The sequence below is a fragment of the Pseudoalteromonas aquimarina genome (assembly GCF_049257255.1).
Classification (GTDB): domain Bacteria; phylum Pseudomonadota; class Gammaproteobacteria; order Enterobacterales; family Alteromonadaceae; genus Pseudoalteromonas.
The window spans coordinates 595055-615887 of sequence record NZ_JBMMUG010000002.1 but is presented as its reverse complement, the minus strand read 5'-3'; the positions used below and the strand labels follow the sequence as shown (position 1 = coordinate 615887).

The window sequence follows — 20833 nt, the reverse complement described above, 5'->3', positions numbered from 1 at the left end:
GGATTTAACGAATGACGGTATTAGTTACTGGTGGGGCTGGTTATATTGGCTCTCACACTGTAGTGGAGCTCTTGCAAACTGGAGTTGATGTAGTTGTCATTGATAACTTATCAAATTCATCAGAAGAGGCATTAAAGCGTGTAGAGCAGATCACCAATAAATCAGTGACTTTTTATCAAGGTGATATTTTAGATAGTACGCTTTTAGATTCTATTTTTACCAAGCACAACATAGATAGTGTAATTCATTTTGCAGGAGTTAAAGCTGTCGGTGAATCAGTATCTAATCCTATAAAGTATTATCAGAATAATGTGGTTGGTACTTTAAATCTTTTAAAGGCTATGGAAGACGCTCAAGTTTATCGATTAGTTTTTAGCTCTTCAGCTACAGTTTATGGGGATCCTAAAGAGCTACCTTTGACTGAAAAGTCACCTTCAGGTGAAACAACTAACCCATATGGTACCTCTAAATATATGGTTGAACGTATTTTACAAGATTTAGCTGTTTCAGATGAGAAATGGCGATTTGCGATTTTACGTTACTTTAATCCAGTTGGTGCACATAAATCAGGTCTGATTGGTGAAGACCCTAACGATATTCCAAACAACTTACTTCCTTATATTTCACAAGTTGCGATTGGTAAATTAGCATGTTTAGGCGTGTTTGGTGATGACTATGACACTCCTGATGGCACAGGTGTCCGCGATTACATTCATGTGGTTGATCTTGCTCTTGGGCATTTGAAAGCGCTTAACAAATTAGCATCAACCAATGGGGCGTTAGTGTATAACCTCGGTACAGGAAATGGTTTTTCTGTACTTGAGATGATAAAAGCGTTTGAACAAGCATCCGAAAGAGCCGTAAAGTTTGAAATAAAACCGCGCCGCCCTGGTGATATCGCTATGTGCTTTGCAAACCCAGAAAAAGCGAAAAACGATTTAGGCTGGGTAGCTGAGCGCGGGTTAAACGACATGATGGTTGATGCATGGCGTTGGCAAAGTCAAAATCCGAATGGCTACGCTAACAGCTAAAATTGATTCAGCAATCACTTTAAAAAGGATGCTTTTTAGCATCCTTTTTTTATTACTGATTTTTAACTGAATTATTCAATTGGAAACAGCGCATCTATTTCCGTTGGTAAAAAAGGTCTGCCTTTTTCATTTACTGATGTACCGATGACAAGCGCATCAACCGCAACTTTTTCATCTTGCTTACGAATAACACGTTGGCGAAATCCAAATTTTAGTTTTGATAGCCTTGTTGGTATTACTTCAACATAAAATTCATCGCCCGGTTTTAATGATGTTTTAAAATCAAGTTCGCTACGCACAACCACTAAGTTAATCTTCTCAGCTGCCAGCTTTGCGAAATCAATATTATTAGCATGTAAAAACTCATGGCGAGCATGCTCGAGGTAGTTAAAATATACGCCGTTATTAACTATGCCTTGTAAGTCGCATTCGTAATCTCTTACTTTTAGTTCTATACGAAATGTCATTTTTGTTTTCTCAATAAAATTTTTTATGCAGTTTACCGAATCTTTGCAAAAAAGAGGTACGACTTATGCCTTCAAATGCGAACTTCTCTCGCTTACCCTTTTAACTTCTTATAAACTATGCGGTAATTTTATGTTCAACAACTTTAAAAACTGGATACCAAAGTGAAAACCAGCCTAAAACTTGTCTCTGCAGCTATTCTTTCATCAATATCAGCAACCAGTATTGCGGATCAAGGTTCAGATAAACTTGAAGTTATTACTGTAACTGGCGACTTCAAGCAAGAAAGTGTGCAAACCTTAAGCGCGAGTGTTCACGTGCTTGGTGAGGAAGACATTGCGTTAAGAAATGCAGTTCATTTAGATGAGCTTTTAAACACCGCCGCTAACGTTAATTATACCTCTGGTGCTTCACGTGGTCGTTTTATTCAAATCCGTGGTATCGGTTTACGCTCCCAATTTGTTGACCCAGTAAATCCGTCGGTAGGTTTACTTATTGATGGTATTAATTATTCAGGTTTAGGTGGCTCGGCATTGTTGTTTGATACTGAGCAAGCTGAAATTTATCGCGGTCCGCAAGGCACGCGTTTTGGTGCTGATGCAATGGCGGGGATGATCCATATTAATACAGCATCAGCTTCAACAAATGCGCAAGGCAAGTTACAACTGGGTGTTGGTAATTATAATTCGTATAACTTAGGTGTTGCTGCTGGTGGCGGTATTGATGATGTTGTTGGATTTCGTGCCAGTGTTTATCAAAATGTATCTGATGGTTATGTTGATAACATTTACCTAAACGAAGCAACACAAGATCAAGACGAATTTGTTGCTCGCTTTAAAGCTAAAACAGACTTTAGCAATGAGTTTGTTAGTGAAATCAATCTGCATTATATCGACATTGAAAATGGTTACGATGCCTTTACGTTAGATAATTCACGCAACTCAGTTGCTGATGAGCCTGGCCAAGATAATCAAGAAAGTATTGGATTTAGTTGGCGCAATAATTTTTCAGGATTAGATGCGTTTGACATCAACTTTAATGTAACTGCGCTTAATGCAGATTTACTTTACAGTTATGATGAAGATTGGGTATGTAATGATGCAAATGAAGCTGAATTATGTGAAGCAGGCCTTCACCCTTGGGGTTATAGTTCTACAGATGAATACTCTCGCGATCGTCAAGACCGCTCACTTGAGCTAAATGCGCAAGGTAAAGAAGGCGATTGGACTGCGGGTGTTTACTATCAAACAAAAGATGAAGAGTTAACCCGTGCTTACACGTGGCAAGCACAAGACTTTAGCTCAAATTATCAAGTAGATAATATCGCCCTATTTGGCCAATTAGAAACGCGCATTGATGAACGTACGGTATTAATTACGGGCTTGCGTGCAGAAAATTACCAAGCTGATTACAGTGATAACAATGGATTTATTGAATCAGTCGATGATTCAATGGTGGGTGGAAAACTTGCTCTTGAGCATCAGGTAAATCAGCAAGCGATGATCTACACAAGCTTATCTCGCGGGTACAAAGCGGGTGGCGTTAATGGCGAAGCATTGGCTAAAGCACGAGATGAAGGCGTAGATCAAAACTTCTTTGAAGCCATTAAATATTTTGATCCAGAGTATTTATGGAGCGGTGAGTTTGGTGTTAAAGGCGTGTCAAAAGACAAGCGACTGGTACTTCGTTTAGCGGCGTTTTATATGTATCGCGATAATATGCAAGTTAAGGCTTATAAAGAATACAAAGCCGATGAAACATCAGAGCCTGTATTCGTTGGTTACCTTGATAACGCAGCAAGTGGCCGTAACTATGGTTTAGAAATCGATGGTCGTTATCTATTAACTGACCGCATAAGCTTAAATGGTGCGGTAGGGTATTTACGCACTCGAATGGATGACTTTGTTAATGCTGATGGCGAGAGCAAAGATGGACGCGAACAAGCGCAGGCACCACGCTACAACTATGTATTCTCGGCACGTTTCGATGCAACGGATAACCTATACCTAAATGTAGGTATTGAAGGCAAAGATGATTACTACTTCTCAGATAGTCATGATTCAAGAGCTGAAAGTGTAAACTTAGTGAATGCTAAAATTGGTTATAGCCGAAATGCATGGGAAGTAAGTGCTTGGGTACGCAACATGTTCAATCAAGATTACGCAACCCGTGGTTTTGAGTTTGGTAATGATCCGCGAGATTTTTACGAAACCCATACTTATGTGCAATTTGCTGAGCCACGCATGGCAGGTATAAGCTTCACTTATCAGTATTAATTATTGTGTATTTAGAGTTCAGAAGAGTCATTAAGCTCTTCTGAAACCTGAAACCTGAAACCTGAAACCTGAAACCTGAAACCTGAAACCTGAAACCTGAAACCTGAAATTTAAGCTATGAAACTATCAGTAGAAATCAGCAAATATCCACTACATCAAGATTACATTCCGTTTATTAAAGGGTTTATTGACCGTTTAAATGCGCATCCCAATTTAGAAGTAATCACTAATACCATGTCTACACAGGTGTTTGGTGATTACGATGTGGTGATGAGCGCAGTAACCAGCGAAATTAAACGCTCTCATCAAGAATTTGGCAAAGCGATTTTTGTTTGTAAATTTATTGGTGGTGATTTATCACCAAATACAGAGGCATAAATGGAATTTTTATCACAAGCACTAAGCGGTTTTACTGCAATGAGTTATTGGGAATATATCGCGGTAGCCTTAGGGCTTGCTTATTTAGTGTTTGTGATGAAAGAGAATTTATGGGCGTGGCCGTGCGCCTTTGTTAGTACGTTTATTTATACTTTATTGTTTTGGAACGGCGCGCTATTAATGGAGTCTTTGCTTAATTTTTATTATTTGGCAATGGCGGTTTACGGTTTTTACTGTTGGAAAAACGGCAAAGAAAAAAAAGAGTTACCAATTACCAGCTGGACGCTTAATACACACCTCGTAATTATTGTTATCACTAGTGTGATTGCTACTGCAATTGGCTTTTTGATGGACAATTATACCCGCGCTGAATTTGCCTATTTAGACTCTTTTACAACTTGCTTTGCGGTAATGACAACTTACTTAGTTGCTAAAAAAGTACTTGAAAACTGGCTTTATTGGTTAGTGATAGACGCTGCATCAATCTACCTTTATTTACAAAAAGGGTATTTCCCAACCGTTGTTTTATTTGCTATTTATACCGGTATGGTGATTTGGGGTTATTTGCAGTGGCGTGAGCATTATGAACCTCCAAGAGAACAAGCTTTTGCTTAACGAGTGCCAAAGTTCTTTATCTAAACTCGGGTTAGATTTTGTTGTAAAAAATGCACTCCAATTAACCCAAGGGGTAAATAACACCTGTTTTAAAGCGCAAACAATGTGTGAAAACACCTTAGTTATTAAACATTTCGATAAGCAGGATAACTTTAAAGTAACCGAAGTGGAAAAAAGCTTAGCCAAAATTAACGTTGTGCCTAAGATTGTTGCTCTTAACGCTGCAGAAAAACTCATTGCCTATCAGTTTATAGAGCATAAAGACTTTGATAAAAATCATCACCTTCCTAGTTTAATTGCCAAACTAAAAAAGCTTCATCAGCTAAAGCTTGATTATGATTTTGATACCATAAATATTGAGCATACATTCAAGGGCTTTACTGATTTGCAAGAATTTGCTGATTATCAAAACGATGTGATTGAACTAAATGCTAAATTGCGTGCTTTTAAGCCATTAATCGGTGTATGCCATAACGACTTAGTAAAAGAAAACCTGCTATTCTCAACAAGCGACAGCTGGATTATCGATTTTGAATATGTTGGTTTAAATGATGTGTATTTTGATTTGGCAGCGTTAAGTAGTTCGCTAAAATTGAGTGAACAGGAAAAAAAACAGCTGCTCAGTATGTATTTTGAGCAATTTAATATTTCAGAAGAGCAACTTGAAAAGCTAAATCTTTACCAAAAAGTTTATAACTTAATTTGTTACTTTTGGTATTTAAAGCATGGCTTTACCAGCCATGCTTTAGCGTTAAAACCGTTTATAAACGATTAAATACCACCAATACGCTCAGCTAATTCTTTATAGCGTTTAACGTCATCTTCGTTAAATTTTGCGTTGCCTGCATCGTCTTTTTCAGCAGCAATTAGCAAGCTCTCACGCTCTAAACGACGGACGCGTTCTTCTTTTACGCCAAGAAATTCTGCAACTTGTTCTGTAGTCATTAATGCCATTTTGTTCTCCTAGTAATTAGGGTCTGTTGATCTTTAAAGTTCGTTTTTGCAGCAGTTTGACTGGCTTTTATACAAGGCAGAGGCTGCGTGGCATGGTTATTCCATGTGAGTCAGCCGATAACGCTGTAGAAAAGCCAATCAAGCGCTGCCTCTCGGCTCTTTTGAGCGCACTTTTCTTGTTGTTGTTCGATATTCGCTTAGATGACTAGGCCACACATCGAACGCCGCGATAAAAGCACGCTCAAAGAGAGCAAAAATAGAACCGCAAAGGTCAACAGACCCTAGGCATGCTTCAAGTGAATCTTTTAATTAAAGCGTTTTTTATTAAAAAATGCGAGTAAATTACAACTTAATTGTAACTATCTTGTTGATATATTAGCCAAGTGAGTTTTCATTAGCTGGTAATTCGAAGGTTTAGCCATTATTATTGTCGCCGAGCTCTCGTGGTGAAATGGATATCACGCGGCCCTCCGGAGGCCGAGTTCTAGGTTCGATCCCTAGCGAGAGCGCCATTTCTTATATAAACAATTTCCTTAATTCTCCATTGGTCTTATCAGCGTAATCTTTTATTGCGTCGCTTTTAATAAACGCATAGAATTCAATCGTTACTTGTCGGAGTGCCTTTTACTTTTTAAGTAAAACTAAGGCTGAGATCGCATAAGCGGGATCCGTGAACCTGAATAGATTAGTATCTACGTAGGAAACAAGCAGCTTGGTGGCAAGCGTTTGTTTGCCATTTGGCAAAAAACCTTTTCACTGTTGTCTTAATTATTTTAAGAACTGCCTCCTAGGCGCTGTGTGCGCTTCAATCATCACGAACTTTGGCAAGACCGTCACTCGATTTAATTATTTAAAGGTGCGTCATGTCACAAAGTAATACTAAGCCAGCAAATCAAATGAGCCGTCGCGAAGCGCGACAAGCAGCATCTAATTATATATACAACCTAAAAACTCAGCCATTTCCTAATTCACAGAAAATTTATGTGGAAGGTAATAATCCGGGCGTACGCGTTGGTATGCGCGAAATTACCTTAAGTGATACTTTCGCTGGTGGTACAGAAGAAAACCCAATTTTTGAAAAGAACGAACCAGTGCGTGTTTACGACACATCAGGCCCTTATACCGATCCGAATGCAGAGCTTAATGTTGAAGTTGGTTTACCAAAATTCCGTCAAGCTTGGATTGAAGGCCGTGATGATACTGAAGAGCTTGAGTCGGTAACGTCACACTATACTCAGCAACGCATGGCTGATGAAGGGTTAGATCACTTACGTTTTGAAAACCTACCAAAAGTACGTCGCGCTAAAGCGGGTAAAAACGTCACGCAAATGCACTATGCGCGTCAGGGCATTATCACACCAGAAATGGAATACGTTGCGATTCGTGAGAATATGGGCCGTGAAAAAATTCGTGAAGAAATTTTAGCGCAGCAACACAAAGGCGAATCGTTTGGTGCAGAGCTACCTGATTTTATTACGCCAGAATTTGTCCGTGATGAAATTGCACGCGGCCGTGCGGTATTACCAAATAATATTAACCACCCAGAGTCTGAGCCGATGATTATTGGCCGTAATTTCTTGGTTAAAGTTAATTCAAATATCGGTAACTCGTCAGTTTCAAGCTCAATTGAAGAAGAAGTTGAAAAGCTTGTATGGTCAACACGCTGGGGCGCTGATACGGTAATGGATTTATCGACAGGCCGTTATATTCACGAAACACGTGAATGGATTGTGCGTAACTCGCCAGTACCAATTGGTACCGTGCCAATTTACCAAGCGCTTGAAAAAGTAAACGGTGTAGCAGAAGACCTAACTTGGGAAATCTTCCGTGATACGTTGATTGAACAAGCAGAGCAAGGGGTGGATTACTTTACCATTCACGCAGGTGTTCTACTTCGCTATGTACCAATGACGGCTAAACGTGTAACCGGCATTGTATCGCGTGGTGGTTCAATTATGGCGAAATGGTGTTTAGCACACCATAAAGAAAACTTCTTATACACTCACTTTGAAGATATTTGTGAAATTTTAAAGCAATACGATGTGTGTTTCTCACTCGGTGATGGCCTGCGTCCAGGCTCTGTGGCTGATGCAAACGACGAGGCGCAATTCTCAGAATTACGTACTTTAGGTGAGCTGACCAAAATTGCTTGGGAACACGATGTGCAGGTATTCATTGAAGGCCCAGGTCACGTGCCAATGCACATGATCAAAGCCAATATGGACGAGCAGCTTAAGCATTGTCATGAAGCGCCGTTTTATACCTTAGGCCCGCTAACTACCGATATTGCACCGGGTTACGATCACTTCACATCGGGTATTGGTGCTGCGCAAATTGCTTGGTACGGCACAGCAATGCTGTGTTATGTAACGCCAAAAGAGCATTTAGGCTTACCGAATAAAGATGATGTTAAAGAAGGTCTAATTACTTATAAGATTGCAGCGCATGCAGCGGATTTAGCAAAAGGTCATCCAGGCGCGCAAATTCGTGATAACGCCCTTTCTAAAGCGCGTTTTGAGTTCCGTTGGCACGATCAGTTTAACCTAGGTTTAGACCCTGAGCGCGCGCTTGAGTATCACGATGAAACCCTTCCACAAGAGTCAGGCAAAGTTGCACATTTTTGTTCAATGTGTGGTCCTAAATTCTGTTCGATGAAAATCACCCAAGAAGTGCGTGATTACGCGAAAGACTTAGAAAGTCAGGGCGTAGATATTTCTGATGCGAATGCAATTGAAATCAAAATGATTGACGTTGAAGCAGAAATGAAAGCGAAATCAGAAGAGTTTAAATCGGCTGGTTCTGAAATTTATCAGAAAGTGTAAATCAGCAATAAGTAGTCAGAATTCAGTGGCTTAACGTGCTGAACTCTGACAACTATTTAACTGCTTGGGCGTATTATGACAGCAACTTCACAGCAAAAAAAAATAGCGATTTTAGGTTACGGTTTAACGGGGCGCTTAGCGGCATTGCAGCTTTATCAGCAGCATCAGGTATCGGTATTTGAGTCAGGTAAAGTTAGCGGTGAGCAAAGTGCAGGTTTTGTTGCCGCAGCCATGCTTGCGCCGTTGGCTGAATCGGTTTTATGTGAAGCTGAATTAGCAGAGCTAGGCTTGCAGGCGATACCACTGTGGCAGTCGACCCTTGAATTGTTAGATGAGCCAGTGTTTTTTCAACAACACGGCAGCTTAGTCGTTGCACATCAGCAAGATAAAGGTGACTTAGAGTCGTTTGCGAATCGCTTAAAGCCGCTGGCAGAGCAAAGTGCTAAGCAGCTTAATAGTACGCAGCTTGCCGAGCTGGAGCCAGCTCTTGCAGGGCGTTTTCACCAAGGTATTTACTTACCATGTGAAGGACAGCTTGATAATCGTGCGTTTTATGCGGCAAGTTACCAACAAGTAAAAGACAAAATCACTTTCTTTGAGTCGTTTTCAGGCAATATTAACGAAAAACACTTTGATGTGATTTTGGATTGTCGTGGTTTAGGCGCTAAACCTGAGCTTCAAAACCTTCGCGGTGTGCGCGGTGAAGTGGTGCGCTTATATGCGCCAGAAGTGACGCTTAATCGCCCTGTGCGGTTAATGCATCCGCGCTATCCAATCTATATTGTGCCAAAGCCAAATCATGAATTTGTAATTGGCGCGACAGAAATTGAATCGCAATCAACAAAGCCAATGACGCTGCGTTCGGCAATGGAGTTGTTGTCAGCTGCATACACAGTGCACAGTGGCTTTGCTGAAGCCGAAATACTTGAAATGCAAGCAGGGCTAAGGCCAAGCCTGCCCGATAACCGTCCACTGGTTGAAAAGCAAGGCAAGCGTATTGTGATTAATGGCTTGTATAGACATGGTTATTTACTGGCGCCAAAAGTGGTTGAAATGGCGCTTGAGCAGATTAACTAAGAGTGCAAAATGAATTTAATAATTAATGGCGAAAAGCGCGATGTTGAAAGCAATACGACCTTGCTTGCTTTGCTATCGCAGCTTGGTGCTAGTGAACCCTACGCGGTTGCAGTAAATCAAAGCTTTGTGCCGCGTGAACAATGCGAAGGCATCACATTGGCTGATGGCGATCAGATTGAAATTCTCTCGCCAATACAGGGGGGCTAATGGATAAACCGCTAACTATTTATGGCCAAACGCTGTCGAGCCGTTTATTTATTGGCTCAGCCTTGTACCCATCTCCTGCAGTAATGCAGCAGTCAATTAAGGCATCGGGTGCAGAGGTGGTGACGGTATCGTTGCGCAGGCAAGGTACTCTTGAAGCTGGTAATGACTTTTGGCAATTAATTAAAGATACCGGCCTTAAAGTATTACCCAATACCGCAGGGTGCCATAGTGTGCAAGAAGCCGTAACCCTTGCCAAAATGTGCCGCGAAGTGTTTCAAACTAATTGGATAAAACTTGAACTTATTGGCGATGAGTACAACTTACAGCCTGACCCGATAGGTTTATTGGAAGCAACAAAACAACTAATTGATGACGGTTTTGAAGTATTACCTTATTGCACCGACGACTTAGTTATTTGCCAAAAACTAGTCGATTTAGGTTGTGAAGTACTAATGCCGTGGGGCGCGCCAATTGGTACTGGTAAAGGGTTGTTAAATCCGTATGCGTTAAAAACCATTCGTGAGCGTTTACCCAATACCACATTACTTGTGGATGCAGGACTTGGCTTGCCTTCACACGCAGCAACCGCAATGGAAATGGGGTATGATGCGGTACTATTAAATAGTGCGGTAGCACAAGCGGGCGACCCAATTGCAATGGCAAAGGCATTTTCACTTGCAGTAGACGCAGGCAGAATCGCTTATGAGGCCAAAGCAATGCCTGAAAAAGAGGTTGCTAAACCGTCAACCCCGACAATGGGCATGCCTTTTTGGCATCAGCAGTAAATCGCACAACATAAATCAGTTTAAAATTGGGATCTAATGAGTAATTTAATTTGGACTATTGCTGGCTCTGACGCTGGTGGCGGCGCGGGTATTCAAGCTGACATAAAAGCAGCACAAAGTTTTGGTGTGCATGCATGTAGTGTAATTACAGCACTTACAGCGCAAAATAGCATGGGCGTTGAAGAGATTAATGGCGTTGCAATCAAGGTGATTGAATCCCAGCTCGATGCTCTTGAGCAAGATGTACAACCTAAAGTGATTAAAATTGGCATGCTTGCCAACGAACAGCAAGTGGAGTTTATTGCTAATACGCTTAAACGCTATAAAACCACATGGCAAACGCCGCCAATTGTTGTTTACGACCCAGTAGCGGTAGCCTCAAGCGGCGACAGTTTAACTGAAGAAGATATTTTGCCGGCTATTAAAACCCATTTATTACCACAAGTAGATGTGATCACGCCTAATACCCAAGAAACGCAAATCCTTACCGGTGTGTATTTAATTGGCCCAAGCGCAGTGCAAGATGCCGCGAAAGTGTTTAATGAATTAGGTGTACCAAGTGTGCTGATAAAAGGCGGCCATTGGGATTATCCTAAAGGCTATTGCATCGATTATGGTGCTCATCAAGGTGAAGAGTATTGGTTAGGCAATAAAGCCATTAACACACCGCACAGTCATGGTACAGGGTGTTCTTTTGCTTCTAGTGTTGCAGCTAACCTTGCCAAAGATTATCCGCTAAAAGATGCCTTTATCCTTGCTAAAGCTTATATTAATCAAGGCTTAAAACATGCAGAGCGTTTTGGTCAAGGCATTGGCCCTGTAGCGCATTGTGGATTCCCCCACGATATCAATGATTACCCAGAAGTGATTGAAGCAGATTCATGGCTTGGTCAGGAACTAGATTTGGCGTTAGACGCTGAGCAAGTAAGCGCCCGTGATTTTACCAAAATAGAAACGCGTAACTTAGGCATTTACCCCGTGGTTGATTCTGTTGATTGGATTGAGCGCTGCTTGAAAGCGGGTATTAAAACCATTCAGCTGCGTATTAAAGATAGTAGCGATGCTGATCTTGAAGAAAAAATCGCAACCGCGATTACCCTTGGTAAAAAATACGATGCGCGCTTATTTATCAATGACTACTGGCAATTAGCGATAAAGCACGGTGCTTATGGTATTCACCTTGGCCAAGAAGATATTTCGGTCGCTAATTTAGCTGAAATTAAACAAGCAGGTATTCGCTTGGGCGTATCTACCCATGGTTTTTATGAAATGCTGCGTGCTCATAATTATCGCCCAAGCTATTTAGCCTTTGGTGCAATTTATCCAACCACTACCAAAGATATGACAGGGCAAATTCAAGGGCTTGAAAAGTTAAAACACTTTGTACCACTAATGCATGATTACCCTGTAGTGGCAATTGGTGGCATAGACTTAGCCCGTGCTGAAGAGGTTGCAAAAACTGGCGTTGGCAGTATTGCTGTTGTGCGTGCAATTACAGAAGCTGCTGATCCTGAAGCGGCGATTGTTGAGCTTGAGAGTGTATTAAAGTAATCATGTCATCGTTATCAAACCAAGAATTAATTCGTTATTCTCGCCAGTTACTGTTGCCAGAAATTGATGAGAATGCGCAACTTAAATTAAAAGCGGCACGCGTATTAATTATTGGTTTGGGTGGCCTTGGTTCACCTGCAGCGTTCTATCTGGCAGCATCAGGTATTGGACAGCTAACGTTGGTCGACCATGATGAGGTTGAGCTGTCTAACTTGCAGCGGCAGATTCTCTATAAAGTGAGCCATATAGGGCAAAGTAAAAGTAAAGCCGCGGGCAAAACGCTGCAAGCGCTGAATAATCAAATATCACTATCAACAATCTCAGAAAAATTGGATGAGCAAAATGCCAAGGCGCTTATCGAAGATTGTGATTTAGTACTTGATTGCAGTGATAACTTTAAAACACGTTACTTAATTAATCGCCTTGCTAAACAGTTTACTAAACCGCTTGTTTCGGGGGCTGCAATGGGCTGGCAGGGGCAATTGTGTATTGTCGATAACAGAAATAAAACTGTACCTTGCTATGAATGCTTGTTTGCCAACCAAGGTGTAAGTATTGCACAGAACTGCGATACCTTAGGGGTTATCAGCCCACTGCTAGGTGTAATTGGCGCACAGCAGGCTATTGCCGCAATACTTTTACTGTTGGGTGAGGATAACTTACCGCAGTTTTTACAATTTGACGCAAGAAGTTTTAAGCAAAGCGCTTTTTCGTTTGCAACGTCACAAACCTGTACAGTGTGCAACAACCGTTAGGCTAAATTAGTATCTAGATAAAAGCGATACAACTCTACGTAAAACTACCTTTCATTTACATTTTCCAACGTTATGGTGTTTGTGTTTTTACCTAAATTAGGTATTTTAGTTTGATACTTATGGGAGGGAACATGCTAAGACCATTATTAATTTCTGCTGCAATGCTTTGTGCGGCAAATGCGCATGCGCAGCAATCACAACATTTTTTAGTCACTTTTCCAAATACGGACATTGAAAATAAAGCAAAAATAAGTTTGCACCATAACTTAATTGGCGATCGTCCAAATGGCGTCTTGTTTACGCTTAGCAAAGAAGAGCAATCTTTATTAAAGCGCTTTGGTGCAACCTTGCAACCAGCTGATAATCTGGCAAAGCAATTTTTAACTAAGCAACAAAATATTTTTGATAAGCTGACTAGCAACAGCACAGGAATACCCGGTTTTAGCTGCTACGCAACGGTAGAAGAAACTTTTCAGCAAGTAGACGACTTAGTTGCCGCTCACCCTGAATATACCGAACTTGTGGATATTGGTGATTCATGGCAAAAGCAAAATAAAGGCGAAGGCTACGATTTAAAAGTTTTAAAAATCGGTAAAAAAGATTTAGTTAACCCGCCAACTTTATTTATTCAAAGCGCTATGCATGCGCGCGAATTAGCAACAGCCGCGCTGACATTAGATTTTGCCAAACAGTTATTAGCAGAGCGTGAAACCAATGCTGATATCAACTGGATTTTAGAAACACAGCAAATTCATATTCTCTTTCAAACAAACCCTGATGGCCGGAAAATCGCGGAAACAGGTGTTTCTCAGCGTAAAAATGTCAATGAAAATCACTGCGTAGAGTCAAGTGTTGGCGTTGATTTAAACCGCAACTTTAGTTTTGGCTGGGGCACAGTCGATGGCGGCTCAAGCGGGGATGCCTGTGCTGCAACATATCGTGGTGATGCGCCAGGTTCAGAGCCAGAAGTGGCCGCGGTTGAAAATTATGTTCGCAGTATTTTCCCAGATCAACGCGGACCAAACGTTAGTGATGCGGCGCCAGAAAACACTCAAGGGCTATATTTAGATATTCACAGCTACAGCAAACTGATTTTATGGCCTTGGGGTGGCAGCTACGATGCAGCGCCAAATGCCAAAGGGCTAGAATCATTAGGGCGCAAGTTAGCTTATTTCAATAACTACACTCCTATGCAATCGGTGGGGTTATATCCGACAGATGGTACCTCAGATAATTTGGCTTATGGTGAACTTGGTATTGCGCATATCACATTTGAGTTAGGCACTGCTTTTTTCCAATCGTGTAGCCACTACAATGCGTTAATTAAGCCAAGTAACTTAAAGGCATTGCTATATGCCGCTAAGGTTACAAAAGCCCCTTATCAACTTTCTCAGGGACCTGATGTTACAGATATCAATCTAGCGCTGAATGGCGATGGGCAAATTGTGCTAAAAGCTAATGCTACAGATACACGTTTTAAAGACAGTAGCTCTTGGCCGACGCATACAATAACTAAAGTAAGATATGCAATTAACAATTTAGTCTCAGAGAACAATGCGCAAATTGCGACGTTTAGTGATGGCAATGCAAATAGCACTACAGAGCAGTTTGAGATTACGGTCAGTGATAATGAGTTAATTAATAAAAAAGCGACCGTGTATATACAAGCACAAGACAGTGAAGGTTATTGGGGGACTATCACCGCCCACAGCATAGACACTAACCCACCAAGCGTCGCTGGCAATATTAATTGTAGCGGTGCTAAATGCCAATTTAATGTGGAAAATGCTGAGAGTGGTTTTGACTACAAATGGCAACTTTCCACAGGTGATGTGCTTGAAGGGGAGAGCGCGACACAAGTGTTGCCTGCACTTGGCAGTTATTCTGCAAGCCTTGTTGTGACTAATTCTATTGGTGTTTCAAATAGCTTAGCAATGGACTTTGGTGTGACAGAATTATTTGCACCAGAAGCGGTTGTTTCACACCTGTGTAACTATTTAGCGTGTGAGTTTGATGCATCGGGTAGTACAGATGTTGATAGTGAGACTTTAACATACGCTTGGAAAGTTGAAGATTCATCAGCAAATGGCGAATTATTTACACATACATTTTCACAGGCTGGCAGCTATAAAGTTGAGCTAGTTGTCACTGATGAACATGAGCAAGAAGCGCGTTATGAGTTAGATTTAAAGGTTGAAGCAGAACCAGATCCAGTTCCATTGCCGGAAGTAATCGATGATGTTAAAAAGGACTCTTCTGGAAGTAACTCATTGTTTGGCTTGCTTGTTCTCACTTTAGGTGCATTTATAAGAAGAGCACGAGTAAAACATTAAAAAAGGGAGCTGTTGCTCCCTTTTTCATTTTAAAACTGATTAGTCTTCAGAAAGCGCTTCAGCTTGTTCGCTCTGTTCTTTATTTTTGATTTTAGCGAAAGGCGTACCCATGCGCGTTACTGTACCTGCAACTTCACTATCAAGGAAATCAGCTACTTCTGAACCCCATGCAAGAATAACGGTAGAACCTAATTTAAAGCGGCCCATTTCGTCACCTTTATTTAAAATTAACTGGTTATGACCGTTATCTGGGTAATCCCATGTAAATACGTCTTTACCTGCTGGTGGTGTTACGGTGCCAGCCCAAATTGTTTCGATGCTAGCAACGATTGTTGCACCCACTAATACCATGGCAAGTGGGCCAATTTCAGTATCAAAAATTGCAACTACACGCTCATTGCGTGCAAACAAGTTTGGTACATTTTCAGCGGTGAGTGGGTTAACTGAGAATAAGTCACCCGGTACATACACCATTTTGCGTAGCTTACCGCCAATTGGCATATGAATACGGTGATAGTCTTTTGGCGCTAGGTAAATAGTCGCAAATTTACCGCCTTGAAACGGTGCAGCTACATTTTCATCGCCACCCAATAATTCTTGTAAGCTAAAGTCATGACCTTTAGCTTGAATTAAGCGGTCATCAACAATATCGCCAAGCTGAGAAATTTTACCATCTACTGGGTGAGCAATAATGTCTTTATCTTCAGCAATTGGGCGTAAACCTTCTTTTAATGGACGAGTGAAAAACTCGTTGAAGGTTTTGTAGTGAGCAGGATCTTCATATTTTGCTTCGCTCATATCAATGCCATATTGCTTAATAAAACCTTTGATTAAGCTGGTGGTAAGCTTGCCAGCTTGTGCTGCTGCTAACTTGCCAACTAAGCGAGATATAAGGTGTTTTGGCATGGCGTACTGCGCGCCAATTTTGAATTTATCTAAACTCACGTGGATGTATCCCTAAAAAATTTTTCGTATTTTACATCAAGTTGTTGAATGACTCTATACTCTTGGATTGCGCGCACCCGCACGGCCATCTTCCATTGATTCTAAAATGCGGTGGTAGCTATCAAAGCGTAATTCGCTGATTTTTCCTTCATCTACCGCATCGCGAATAATACAGCCTGGATCGTCAAGGTGTTTACAATCTCTAAATTTACAGCCACCAATAAACTCGCGAAACTCTTTAAAGCACCAAGTTACGCGGTCATTTTCTAAATGCCACAAGCCAAATTCACGAATTCCTGGAGAGTCAATAAGATCACCGCCAGATGGTAAATGGTGAAGTGTAGAAACGGTCGTGGTGTGCTGACCTAAACCAGAAACTTCAGAAACTTCTTGGGTTAAAATATTGGCGTCCGGTAATAGACTATTTACTAGGGTTGATTTACCAACACCCGATTGGCCGACAAAAATGCTACTTTTATCTTTTAATAGTGCTTTCAGTTCAGCTACGCCTTGACCGGTTTTATTACTGATGAAATACACTTGGTAGCCAATATCGCGATAAATATCGAGAACTTCATCAAGGTATTCAATACCTTCATCATCAAGTAAATCGACTTTGTTAAGCACTAAAATAGGTTCGATGCCCATATCTTCACAGGCGACTAAATAGCGGTCGATAATGTTGGGTGTAAATTCGGGTAAAACGGCTGAAACCATAAGTATTTGGTCTATATTGGCGGCAACTACTTTTACACCGTCGTAAAAATCAGGGCGCGTAAGTTGGCTGGTGCGCTCTTCAACAAGTTCAATTACGCCAGCTAAATCACCTTCGCTAACTTTTGCGCGGCGAAAAACAACATTATCGCCACACACAAGGCTTTTAATTGTTCGACGAATATTACAGCGAAGAATATCGCCATCAGCGGTTTCTACATCGGCATGCTGACCAAAACGGCTTATAACGCGCGCAGCTTGTTGCGGGCCAAGATTATCGGATTGCCATGTTTGTTCATCAGCCTGCGGATTGCCTTTTGCTTGCTTCAAACGTTTTTGATGATTGGCACTAATTCTACGAGATTGACCTTTACTGAGTTTTTTCCGTTTTGCCACTTTTAGCCTATAACTTAAATAACACTTAAAAAAAGCGTTTTATCTATTGAAGAAGCATAATATGATATATCCAAATTCATTAAATCGAAAGGAAAGCACCGCTAGGTAGTTATGGCTTTTCATGAATCTAATTTAATTTGGCTTGATTTGGAAATGACTGGATTAGAGCCAAGCCAAGATCGCATCTTAGAAATTGCTACGGTAGTAACAGACTCTGAGCTTAATGTGTTAGCTGAAGGTCCTGTGATTGCTGTCCATCAATCGGACGAAGTATTGGCCGGTATGGATGAATGGTGTACTAATCAACATGGCAGTTCAGGGTTAACTGAGCGTGTTCGTAAAAGTAAGCACACCGAAGAAATGGCAATTCGTGAAACCATTTCCTTTTTAGAGCAGTGGGTACCAAAAGGTGTTTCACCTATGTGCGGTAACTCAATTGGCCAAGACAGACGTTTTTTAAATGTGTATATGCGTGAATTGGAAGATTACTTCCACTATCGCAACATTGACGTTAGCTCAATTAAAGAGCTAGTTAGACGTTGGTCGCCAGACATGCTTAACCTTGTTAAAAAGCAAGGCACACACTTAGCGCTTGATGATATTCGTGAATCAATCGCTGAATTACGTGTTTATCGCCAAAATATCTTCAAAATTTAAAAAATTTTAGCTTTGCTGCTTGCAAAGCTAAATTCTTTATGTAAAATCACGCCCCGCTTAGACGATAAAAGACTTTAAGCATTTGGTATGCGAGTATAGTTCAGCTGCTCGAGGTAATAACCGCAACTTAGGTTGTGCTTATACCAGGTTAAAAAACGGCTGATTGGAATGCGAGTATAGCTCAGCTGCTCGAGGTAATAATCGCAACTTAGGTTGTGCTTATACCAAGTTAAAAAACGGTTGATTGGAATGCGAGTATAGCTCAGCTGGTAGAGCGCAACCTTGCCAAGGTTGAGGTCACGAGTTCGAACCTCGTTACTCGCTCCAAATACAATAGATTAATGCAACCAGAACGTTTTAATCTTATATCTGCATGATGATGCGAGTATAGCTCAGCTGGTAGAGCGCGACCTTGCCAAGGTCGAGGTCACGAGTTCGAACCTCGTTACTCGCTCCAATCATTCAAAAATGCATTATGTGATGCGAGTATAGCTCAGCTGGTAGAGCGCGACCTTGCCAAGGTCGAGGTCACGAGTTCGAACCTCGTTACTCGCTCCAATCATTCAAAAATGCATATCGTGACGCGAGTATAGCTCAGCTGGTAGAGCGCAACCTTGCCAAGGTTGAGGTCACGAGTTCGAACCTCGTTACTCGCTCCAAATTTTCAAAAAGTGTTAATCGGTACTTGGTTATGCCAAGGTCGAACTTTTAATATCAAGAGTTCAAACCACGTTACTCGCTCCAATTCTTCTTCAAGTGAATTCAGATAAGTTAATTGCTAAGAGCTAAACTTCAGCACCAAAAGTTCTAACTTTATTTCAGTTTGTTTAGAAATTAGAGATAAAGATTTCAGAATTCAGAAAAACAATCTGAAACTTTCTTTAGAAATCTCAAATCTCAAATCTCAAATCTCAAATCTCAAATCTCAAATCTCAAATCTCAAATCTCAAATCTAGCTTTAAATAGGCAAAGAGTTTTGTCTTAAGTCTTGAAGGGCACGCTTTTTATTGATGATATCTTCAATGAGTGGTCGCAGGATAAGCTCCATCGCTAAGCCCATTTTACCGCCAGGCACCACCATGGTGTTCATACGAGACATAAAAGCACCGTTAATCATCTGTAAGTAGTATGGGAAATCTACATCACCAATACCGCGAAAACGAATAACCACAAAGCTTTCATCCAATGAAGGGATGTCTTTTGCACTAAAAGGGTTTGATGTATCTACAGTCGGTACGCGCTGAAAGTTTATATGGGTACGAGAAAACTGCGGAGTAATATGATTGATATAATCATCCATTGAACGCACGATAGAGCCCATTACAGCCTCATGTGAGTGACCTCTGTCTTGCGTATCGCGAATAAGCTTTTGGATCCATTCAAGGTTAATGATCGGAACCATGCCGATTAATAGATCAACGTGACGTGCAACATCGACATCTTTATCGACCGCACCTCCATGTAAGCCCTCATAAAATAAAATATCAGTGTCATTTTCAAGGTCTTGCCATGGCGTAAAGGTTCCAGGTAGTTGGTTATATGGAACTGCTTCGTCGAAGGTATGTAAATAGCGACGGCTTTTACCTGTACCGGTATTGCCATAGTCAGTAAATAATTGCTCTAGCGAAGCAAGGTCATTAGCTTCAGTACCAAAATAGCTAATGTGTTTACCTTCTTGGTGGGCGTCACGAATACGTTTATCCATTTCTGGGCGCGTATAGCGATGGAAACTATCCCCTTCAACAAATGCTGCGTTGATGTTTAAGCTGCGGAAAATGTGCTTAATTGCATTGGTCGAAGTGGTAGTTCCTGCACCGGACGAACCTGTAATTGCAATGATGGGATGTTTGGCAGACATAGAGCACACTTTTTTAGTTGTTTATGTGTTTATATCTGGGCTGCTCGTGTTGGTCAAGTCTGTCTTTATGACAATAGCTATGTTATTAATGGCAAAAATAAGCATTAAAAATAGAAAATAATAATGAAAAAAGCAGCTGTTTTTGCGTTAACTGCCTGTGCAAGCTTTCCTTTATTTGCCAATAATACCGCTTCAGATTTACCAAACACCGATGTGTTTTTAGTTAAGTTAAATGGTAATGCCATTGTTTCTGCTGAAAATGTATCGAACCGAATTGGCTATGATAATCAACCTAATTTTATCGATGGTGGTTTGCTCTATACCGCTGGGTTTCATCAGGGGGAGCTATGGCAAACCGATGTGATGCTATACGATTTCAAAACCAAGCAAACAACGAACTTAACTAATACTGATGTAAGTGAATATTCGCCAACAAAAGTACCGAATGAAGATGGCTTTTCAGTTATATTGGAAGGGCATGATGGTAGCCAAGAACTTTGGCAATATGGGTTTAGTAAACCAGTAGCTGCAAAATTATTGCGTAAAGAAGTAGGAAAAATTGGCTACCATGCTTGGGGTCAAAATTACGATTTAATTACCTTTGTACTTGGGAAGCCGCACGCTCTTTATTTTGGCAACACACAAAAACAAACAGGTAAGCCAGTCGCAAATGATATTGGCCGTACTTTGGCGTTTAATAAAACACGCAATGTTTACTCTTTTAGCCAATATAAAAATGATCAGCAGTGGATCACCTTATTCGATAGTCAAAATGAATCACTAAAACCTGTGCTGAAACTGCCACAAGGCGTAGATTATTATGCTTGGCAAGGTGATGATGTGCTAATTTATGGCAAAGGTAATGCAATATACCGTTGGCGATTAGATAGCAGTGATAAGCCTTCCAAATGGCTTGATTTAAGTGCGCACTGTGCACATAAAATCACACGATTAAAATACCAAACCACGACAGATTTGCTTGCCTTTGTATGTGACAGAACGTAATTTTCAGCT

At 41.0% G+C, this 20833-nt stretch carries 19 protein-coding genes, 5 tRNA genes and 1 riboswitch; of the genes, 19 read left to right on the top strand and 5 right to left on the bottom strand.

Annotated elements, in window-relative coordinates; all coding sequences use genetic code 11:
• The first annotated feature begins 11 nt into the window (after positions 1–11).
• Positions 12–1031 (top strand): UDP-glucose 4-epimerase GalE, encoded by a 1020-nt coding sequence (gene galE, locus AAEU29_RS07805; RefSeq protein WP_421972778.1) that lies wholly within the window; start codon positions 12–14, stop codon positions 1029–1031.
• Positions 1032–1102: 71 nt separating this feature from the next.
• Here galE and AAEU29_RS07800 read toward each other — a convergent pair whose 3' ends face one another.
• The gene (locus AAEU29_RS07800; RefSeq protein WP_421972777.1) at positions 1103–1498 is read right to left on the bottom strand and encodes an acyl-CoA thioesterase; all 396 of its coding nucleotides are present in this window, start codon (positions 1496–1498) and stop codon (positions 1103–1105) included.
• Positions 1499–1660: 162 nt separating this feature from the next.
• On the opposite strand from AAEU29_RS07800, the gene AAEU29_RS07795 reads away from it, so the two are divergent.
• From AAEU29_RS07795 to AAEU29_RS07780, 4 genes are all read left to right on the top strand, one after another.
• Positions 1661–3772, top strand: a complete 2112-nt coding sequence (locus AAEU29_RS07795) for a TonB-dependent receptor (RefSeq protein ID WP_421972776.1) — start codon at positions 1661–1663, stop codon at positions 3770–3772.
• A 117-nt stretch (positions 3773–3889) separates the two neighbouring features.
• Positions 3890–4150, top strand: coding sequence for a hypothetical protein (locus AAEU29_RS07790; protein ID WP_421972775.1), 261 nt, complete (start codon positions 3890–3892; stop codon positions 4148–4150).
• Positions 4151–4765 (top strand): nicotinamide riboside transporter PnuC, encoded by a 615-nt coding sequence (pnuC, locus tag AAEU29_RS07785; protein WP_421972774.1) that lies wholly within the window; start codon positions 4151–4153, stop codon positions 4763–4765.
• Entirely contained in the window at positions 4734–5540 is an 807-nt protein-coding gene (locus AAEU29_RS07780) for a phosphotransferase (protein ID WP_421972773.1), read from the top strand. The genes pnuC and AAEU29_RS07780 overlap by 32 nt, the downstream gene beginning before the upstream one ends.
• Here the strand turns inward: AAEU29_RS07780 and AAEU29_RS07775 are convergent.
• Positions 5537–5719, bottom strand: coding sequence for a helix-turn-helix domain-containing protein (locus tag AAEU29_RS07775; RefSeq protein WP_010561097.1), 183 nt, complete (start codon positions 5717–5719; stop codon positions 5537–5539). The genes AAEU29_RS07780 and AAEU29_RS07775 overlap by 4 nt on opposite strands.
• Positions 5720–6156: 437 nt before the next feature.
• Between AAEU29_RS07775 and AAEU29_RS07770 the strand changes: the two genes are divergently transcribed.
• The 8 genes from AAEU29_RS07770 to AAEU29_RS07735 all read left to right on the top strand — a co-directional run bounded on the left by AAEU29_RS07770 (position 6157) and on the right by AAEU29_RS07735 (position 15249).
• Positions 6157–6231: transfer RNA gene (locus tag AAEU29_RS07770), tRNA-Arg, on the top strand.
• A gap of 91 nt (positions 6232–6322) precedes the next feature.
• Positions 6323–6439, top strand: a riboswitch (TPP riboswitch).
• A 143-nt stretch (positions 6440–6582) separates the two neighbouring features.
• Positions 6583–8541 carry a phosphomethylpyrimidine synthase ThiC gene (thiC, locus tag AAEU29_RS07765; RefSeq protein WP_421972772.1) on the top strand — a complete coding sequence of 653 codons (1959 nt, stop codon included), beginning with the start codon at positions 6583–6585 and terminating at the stop codon, positions 8539–8541.
• A gap of 75 nt (positions 8542–8616) precedes the next feature.
• Positions 8617–9618: an FAD-dependent oxidoreductase gene (locus tag AAEU29_RS07760; RefSeq protein WP_421972771.1), complete on the top strand. Its 1002-nt coding sequence runs from the start codon at positions 8617–8619 to the stop codon at positions 9616–9618.
• 9 nt (positions 9619–9627) lie between these two features.
• Entirely contained in the window at positions 9628–9825 is a 198-nt protein-coding gene (gene thiS, locus AAEU29_RS07755; RefSeq protein WP_138634690.1) for a sulfur carrier protein ThiS, read from the top strand.
• The gene (locus tag AAEU29_RS07750) at positions 9825–10610 is read left to right on the top strand and encodes a thiazole synthase (RefSeq protein WP_138634693.1); all 786 of its coding nucleotides are present in this window, start codon (positions 9825–9827) and stop codon (positions 10608–10610) included. Before thiS ends, AAEU29_RS07750 begins: the two co-directional genes overlap by 1 nt.
• 36 nt (positions 10611–10646) lie before the next feature.
• The gene (thiE, locus tag AAEU29_RS07745; RefSeq protein WP_421972770.1) at positions 10647–12161 is read left to right on the top strand and encodes a thiamine phosphate synthase; all 1515 of its coding nucleotides are present in this window, start codon (positions 10647–10649) and stop codon (positions 12159–12161) included.
• A 2-nt stretch (positions 12162–12163) separates the two neighbouring features.
• Complete coding sequence (locus tag AAEU29_RS07740) at positions 12164–12916, top strand: HesA/MoeB/ThiF family protein (RefSeq protein ID WP_421972769.1); 753 nt, start codon at positions 12164–12166, stop codon at positions 12914–12916.
• Positions 12917–13047: 131 nt separating this feature from the next.
• On the top strand, positions 13048–15249 hold the full coding sequence (locus AAEU29_RS07735) for a M14 family zinc carboxypeptidase (protein ID WP_421972768.1): 2202 nt from the start codon (positions 13048–13050) through the stop codon (positions 15247–15249).
• Positions 15250–15288: 39 nt separating this feature from the next.
• Here the strand turns inward: AAEU29_RS07735 and asd are convergent, their stop codons facing one another.
• Positions 15289–16194, bottom strand: coding sequence for an archaetidylserine decarboxylase (gene asd / locus AAEU29_RS07730; RefSeq protein ID WP_421972767.1), 906 nt, complete (start codon positions 16192–16194; stop codon positions 15289–15291).
• Positions 16195–16248: 54 nt separating this feature from the next.
• Positions 16249–17304 (bottom strand): small ribosomal subunit biogenesis GTPase RsgA, encoded by a 1056-nt coding sequence (gene rsgA, locus AAEU29_RS07725; RefSeq protein ID WP_421972766.1) that lies wholly within the window; start codon positions 17302–17304, stop codon positions 16249–16251.
• A 111-nt stretch (positions 17305–17415) separates the two neighbouring features.
• On the opposite strand from rsgA, the gene orn reads away from it, so the two are divergent.
• The 5 genes from orn (at position 17416) to AAEU29_RS07700 (ending at position 18620) form a co-directional block, all read left to right on the top strand.
• Positions 17416–17961 carry an oligoribonuclease gene (orn, locus tag AAEU29_RS07720; protein WP_421972765.1) on the top strand — a complete coding sequence of 182 codons (546 nt, stop codon included), beginning with the start codon at positions 17416–17418 and terminating at the stop codon, positions 17959–17961.
• 251 nt (positions 17962–18212) lie between these two features.
• A tRNA-Gly gene (locus AAEU29_RS07715) sits at positions 18213–18288 on the top strand.
• Between the two features lie 54 nt (positions 18289–18342).
• Positions 18343–18418, top strand: a tRNA-Gly gene (locus tag AAEU29_RS07710).
• Positions 18419–18443: 25 nt separating this feature from the next.
• A tRNA-Gly gene (locus AAEU29_RS07705) sits at positions 18444–18519 on the top strand.
• 25 nt (positions 18520–18544) lie between these two features.
• A tRNA-Gly gene (locus AAEU29_RS07700) sits at positions 18545–18620 on the top strand.
• Positions 18621–18919: 299 nt separating this feature from the next.
• Here the strand turns inward: AAEU29_RS07700 and AAEU29_RS07695 are convergent.
• Positions 18920–19819 (bottom strand): phosphoribulokinase, encoded by a 900-nt coding sequence (locus AAEU29_RS07695; RefSeq protein ID WP_372769184.1) that lies wholly within the window; start codon positions 19817–19819, stop codon positions 18920–18922.
• Positions 19820–19942: 123 nt separating this feature from the next.
• Between AAEU29_RS07695 and AAEU29_RS07690 the strand changes: the two genes are divergently transcribed.
• Positions 19943–20824 (top strand): hypothetical protein, encoded by an 882-nt coding sequence (locus tag AAEU29_RS07690; RefSeq protein ID WP_421972764.1) that lies wholly within the window; start codon positions 19943–19945, stop codon positions 20822–20824.
• Positions 20825–20833 lie beyond the last annotated feature (9 nt).

Coding starts and splice junctions, on each gene's coding strand:
- galE (WP_421972778.1), top strand. CDS start 12: ATGACGGTATTAGTTACTGGTGGGGCTGGTTATATTGGCTCTCACACT.
- AAEU29_RS07800 (WP_421972777.1), bottom strand. CDS start 1,498: ATGACATTTCGTATAGAACTAAAAGTAAGAGATTACGAATGCGACTTA.
- AAEU29_RS07790 (WP_421972775.1), top strand. CDS start 3,890: ATGAAACTATCAGTAGAAATCAGCAAATATCCACTACATCAAGATTAC.
- pnuC (WP_421972774.1), top strand. CDS start 4,151: ATGGAATTTTTATCACAAGCACTAAGCGGTTTTACTGCAATGAGTTAT.
- AAEU29_RS07780 (WP_421972773.1), top strand. CDS start 4,734: ATGAACCTCCAAGAGAACAAGCTTTTGCTTAACGAGTGCCAAAGTTCT.
- AAEU29_RS07775 (WP_010561097.1), bottom strand. CDS start 5,719: ATGGCATTAATGACTACAGAACAAGTTGCAGAATTTCTTGGCGTAAAA.
- thiC (WP_421972772.1), top strand. CDS start 6,583: ATGTCACAAAGTAATACTAAGCCAGCAAATCAAATGAGCCGTCGCGAA.
- AAEU29_RS07760 (WP_421972771.1), top strand. CDS start 8,617: ATGACAGCAACTTCACAGCAAAAAAAAATAGCGATTTTAGGTTACGGT.
- thiS (WP_138634690.1), top strand. CDS start 9,628: ATGAATTTAATAATTAATGGCGAAAAGCGCGATGTTGAAAGCAATACG.
- AAEU29_RS07750 (WP_138634693.1), top strand. CDS start 9,825: ATGGATAAACCGCTAACTATTTATGGCCAAACGCTGTCGAGCCGTTTA.
- thiE (WP_421972770.1), top strand. CDS start 10,647: ATGAGTAATTTAATTTGGACTATTGCTGGCTCTGACGCTGGTGGCGGC.
- AAEU29_RS07740 (WP_421972769.1), top strand. CDS start 12,164: ATGTCATCGTTATCAAACCAAGAATTAATTCGTTATTCTCGCCAGTTA.
- AAEU29_RS07735 (WP_421972768.1), top strand. CDS start 13,048: ATGCTAAGACCATTATTAATTTCTGCTGCAATGCTTTGTGCGGCAAAT.
- orn (WP_421972765.1), top strand. CDS start 17,416: ATGGCTTTTCATGAATCTAATTTAATTTGGCTTGATTTGGAAATGACT.
- AAEU29_RS07695 (WP_372769184.1), bottom strand. CDS start 19,819: ATGTCTGCCAAACATCCCATCATTGCAATTACAGGTTCGTCCGGTGCA.
- AAEU29_RS07690 (WP_421972764.1), top strand. CDS start 19,943: ATGAAAAAAGCAGCTGTTTTTGCGTTAACTGCCTGTGCAAGCTTTCCT.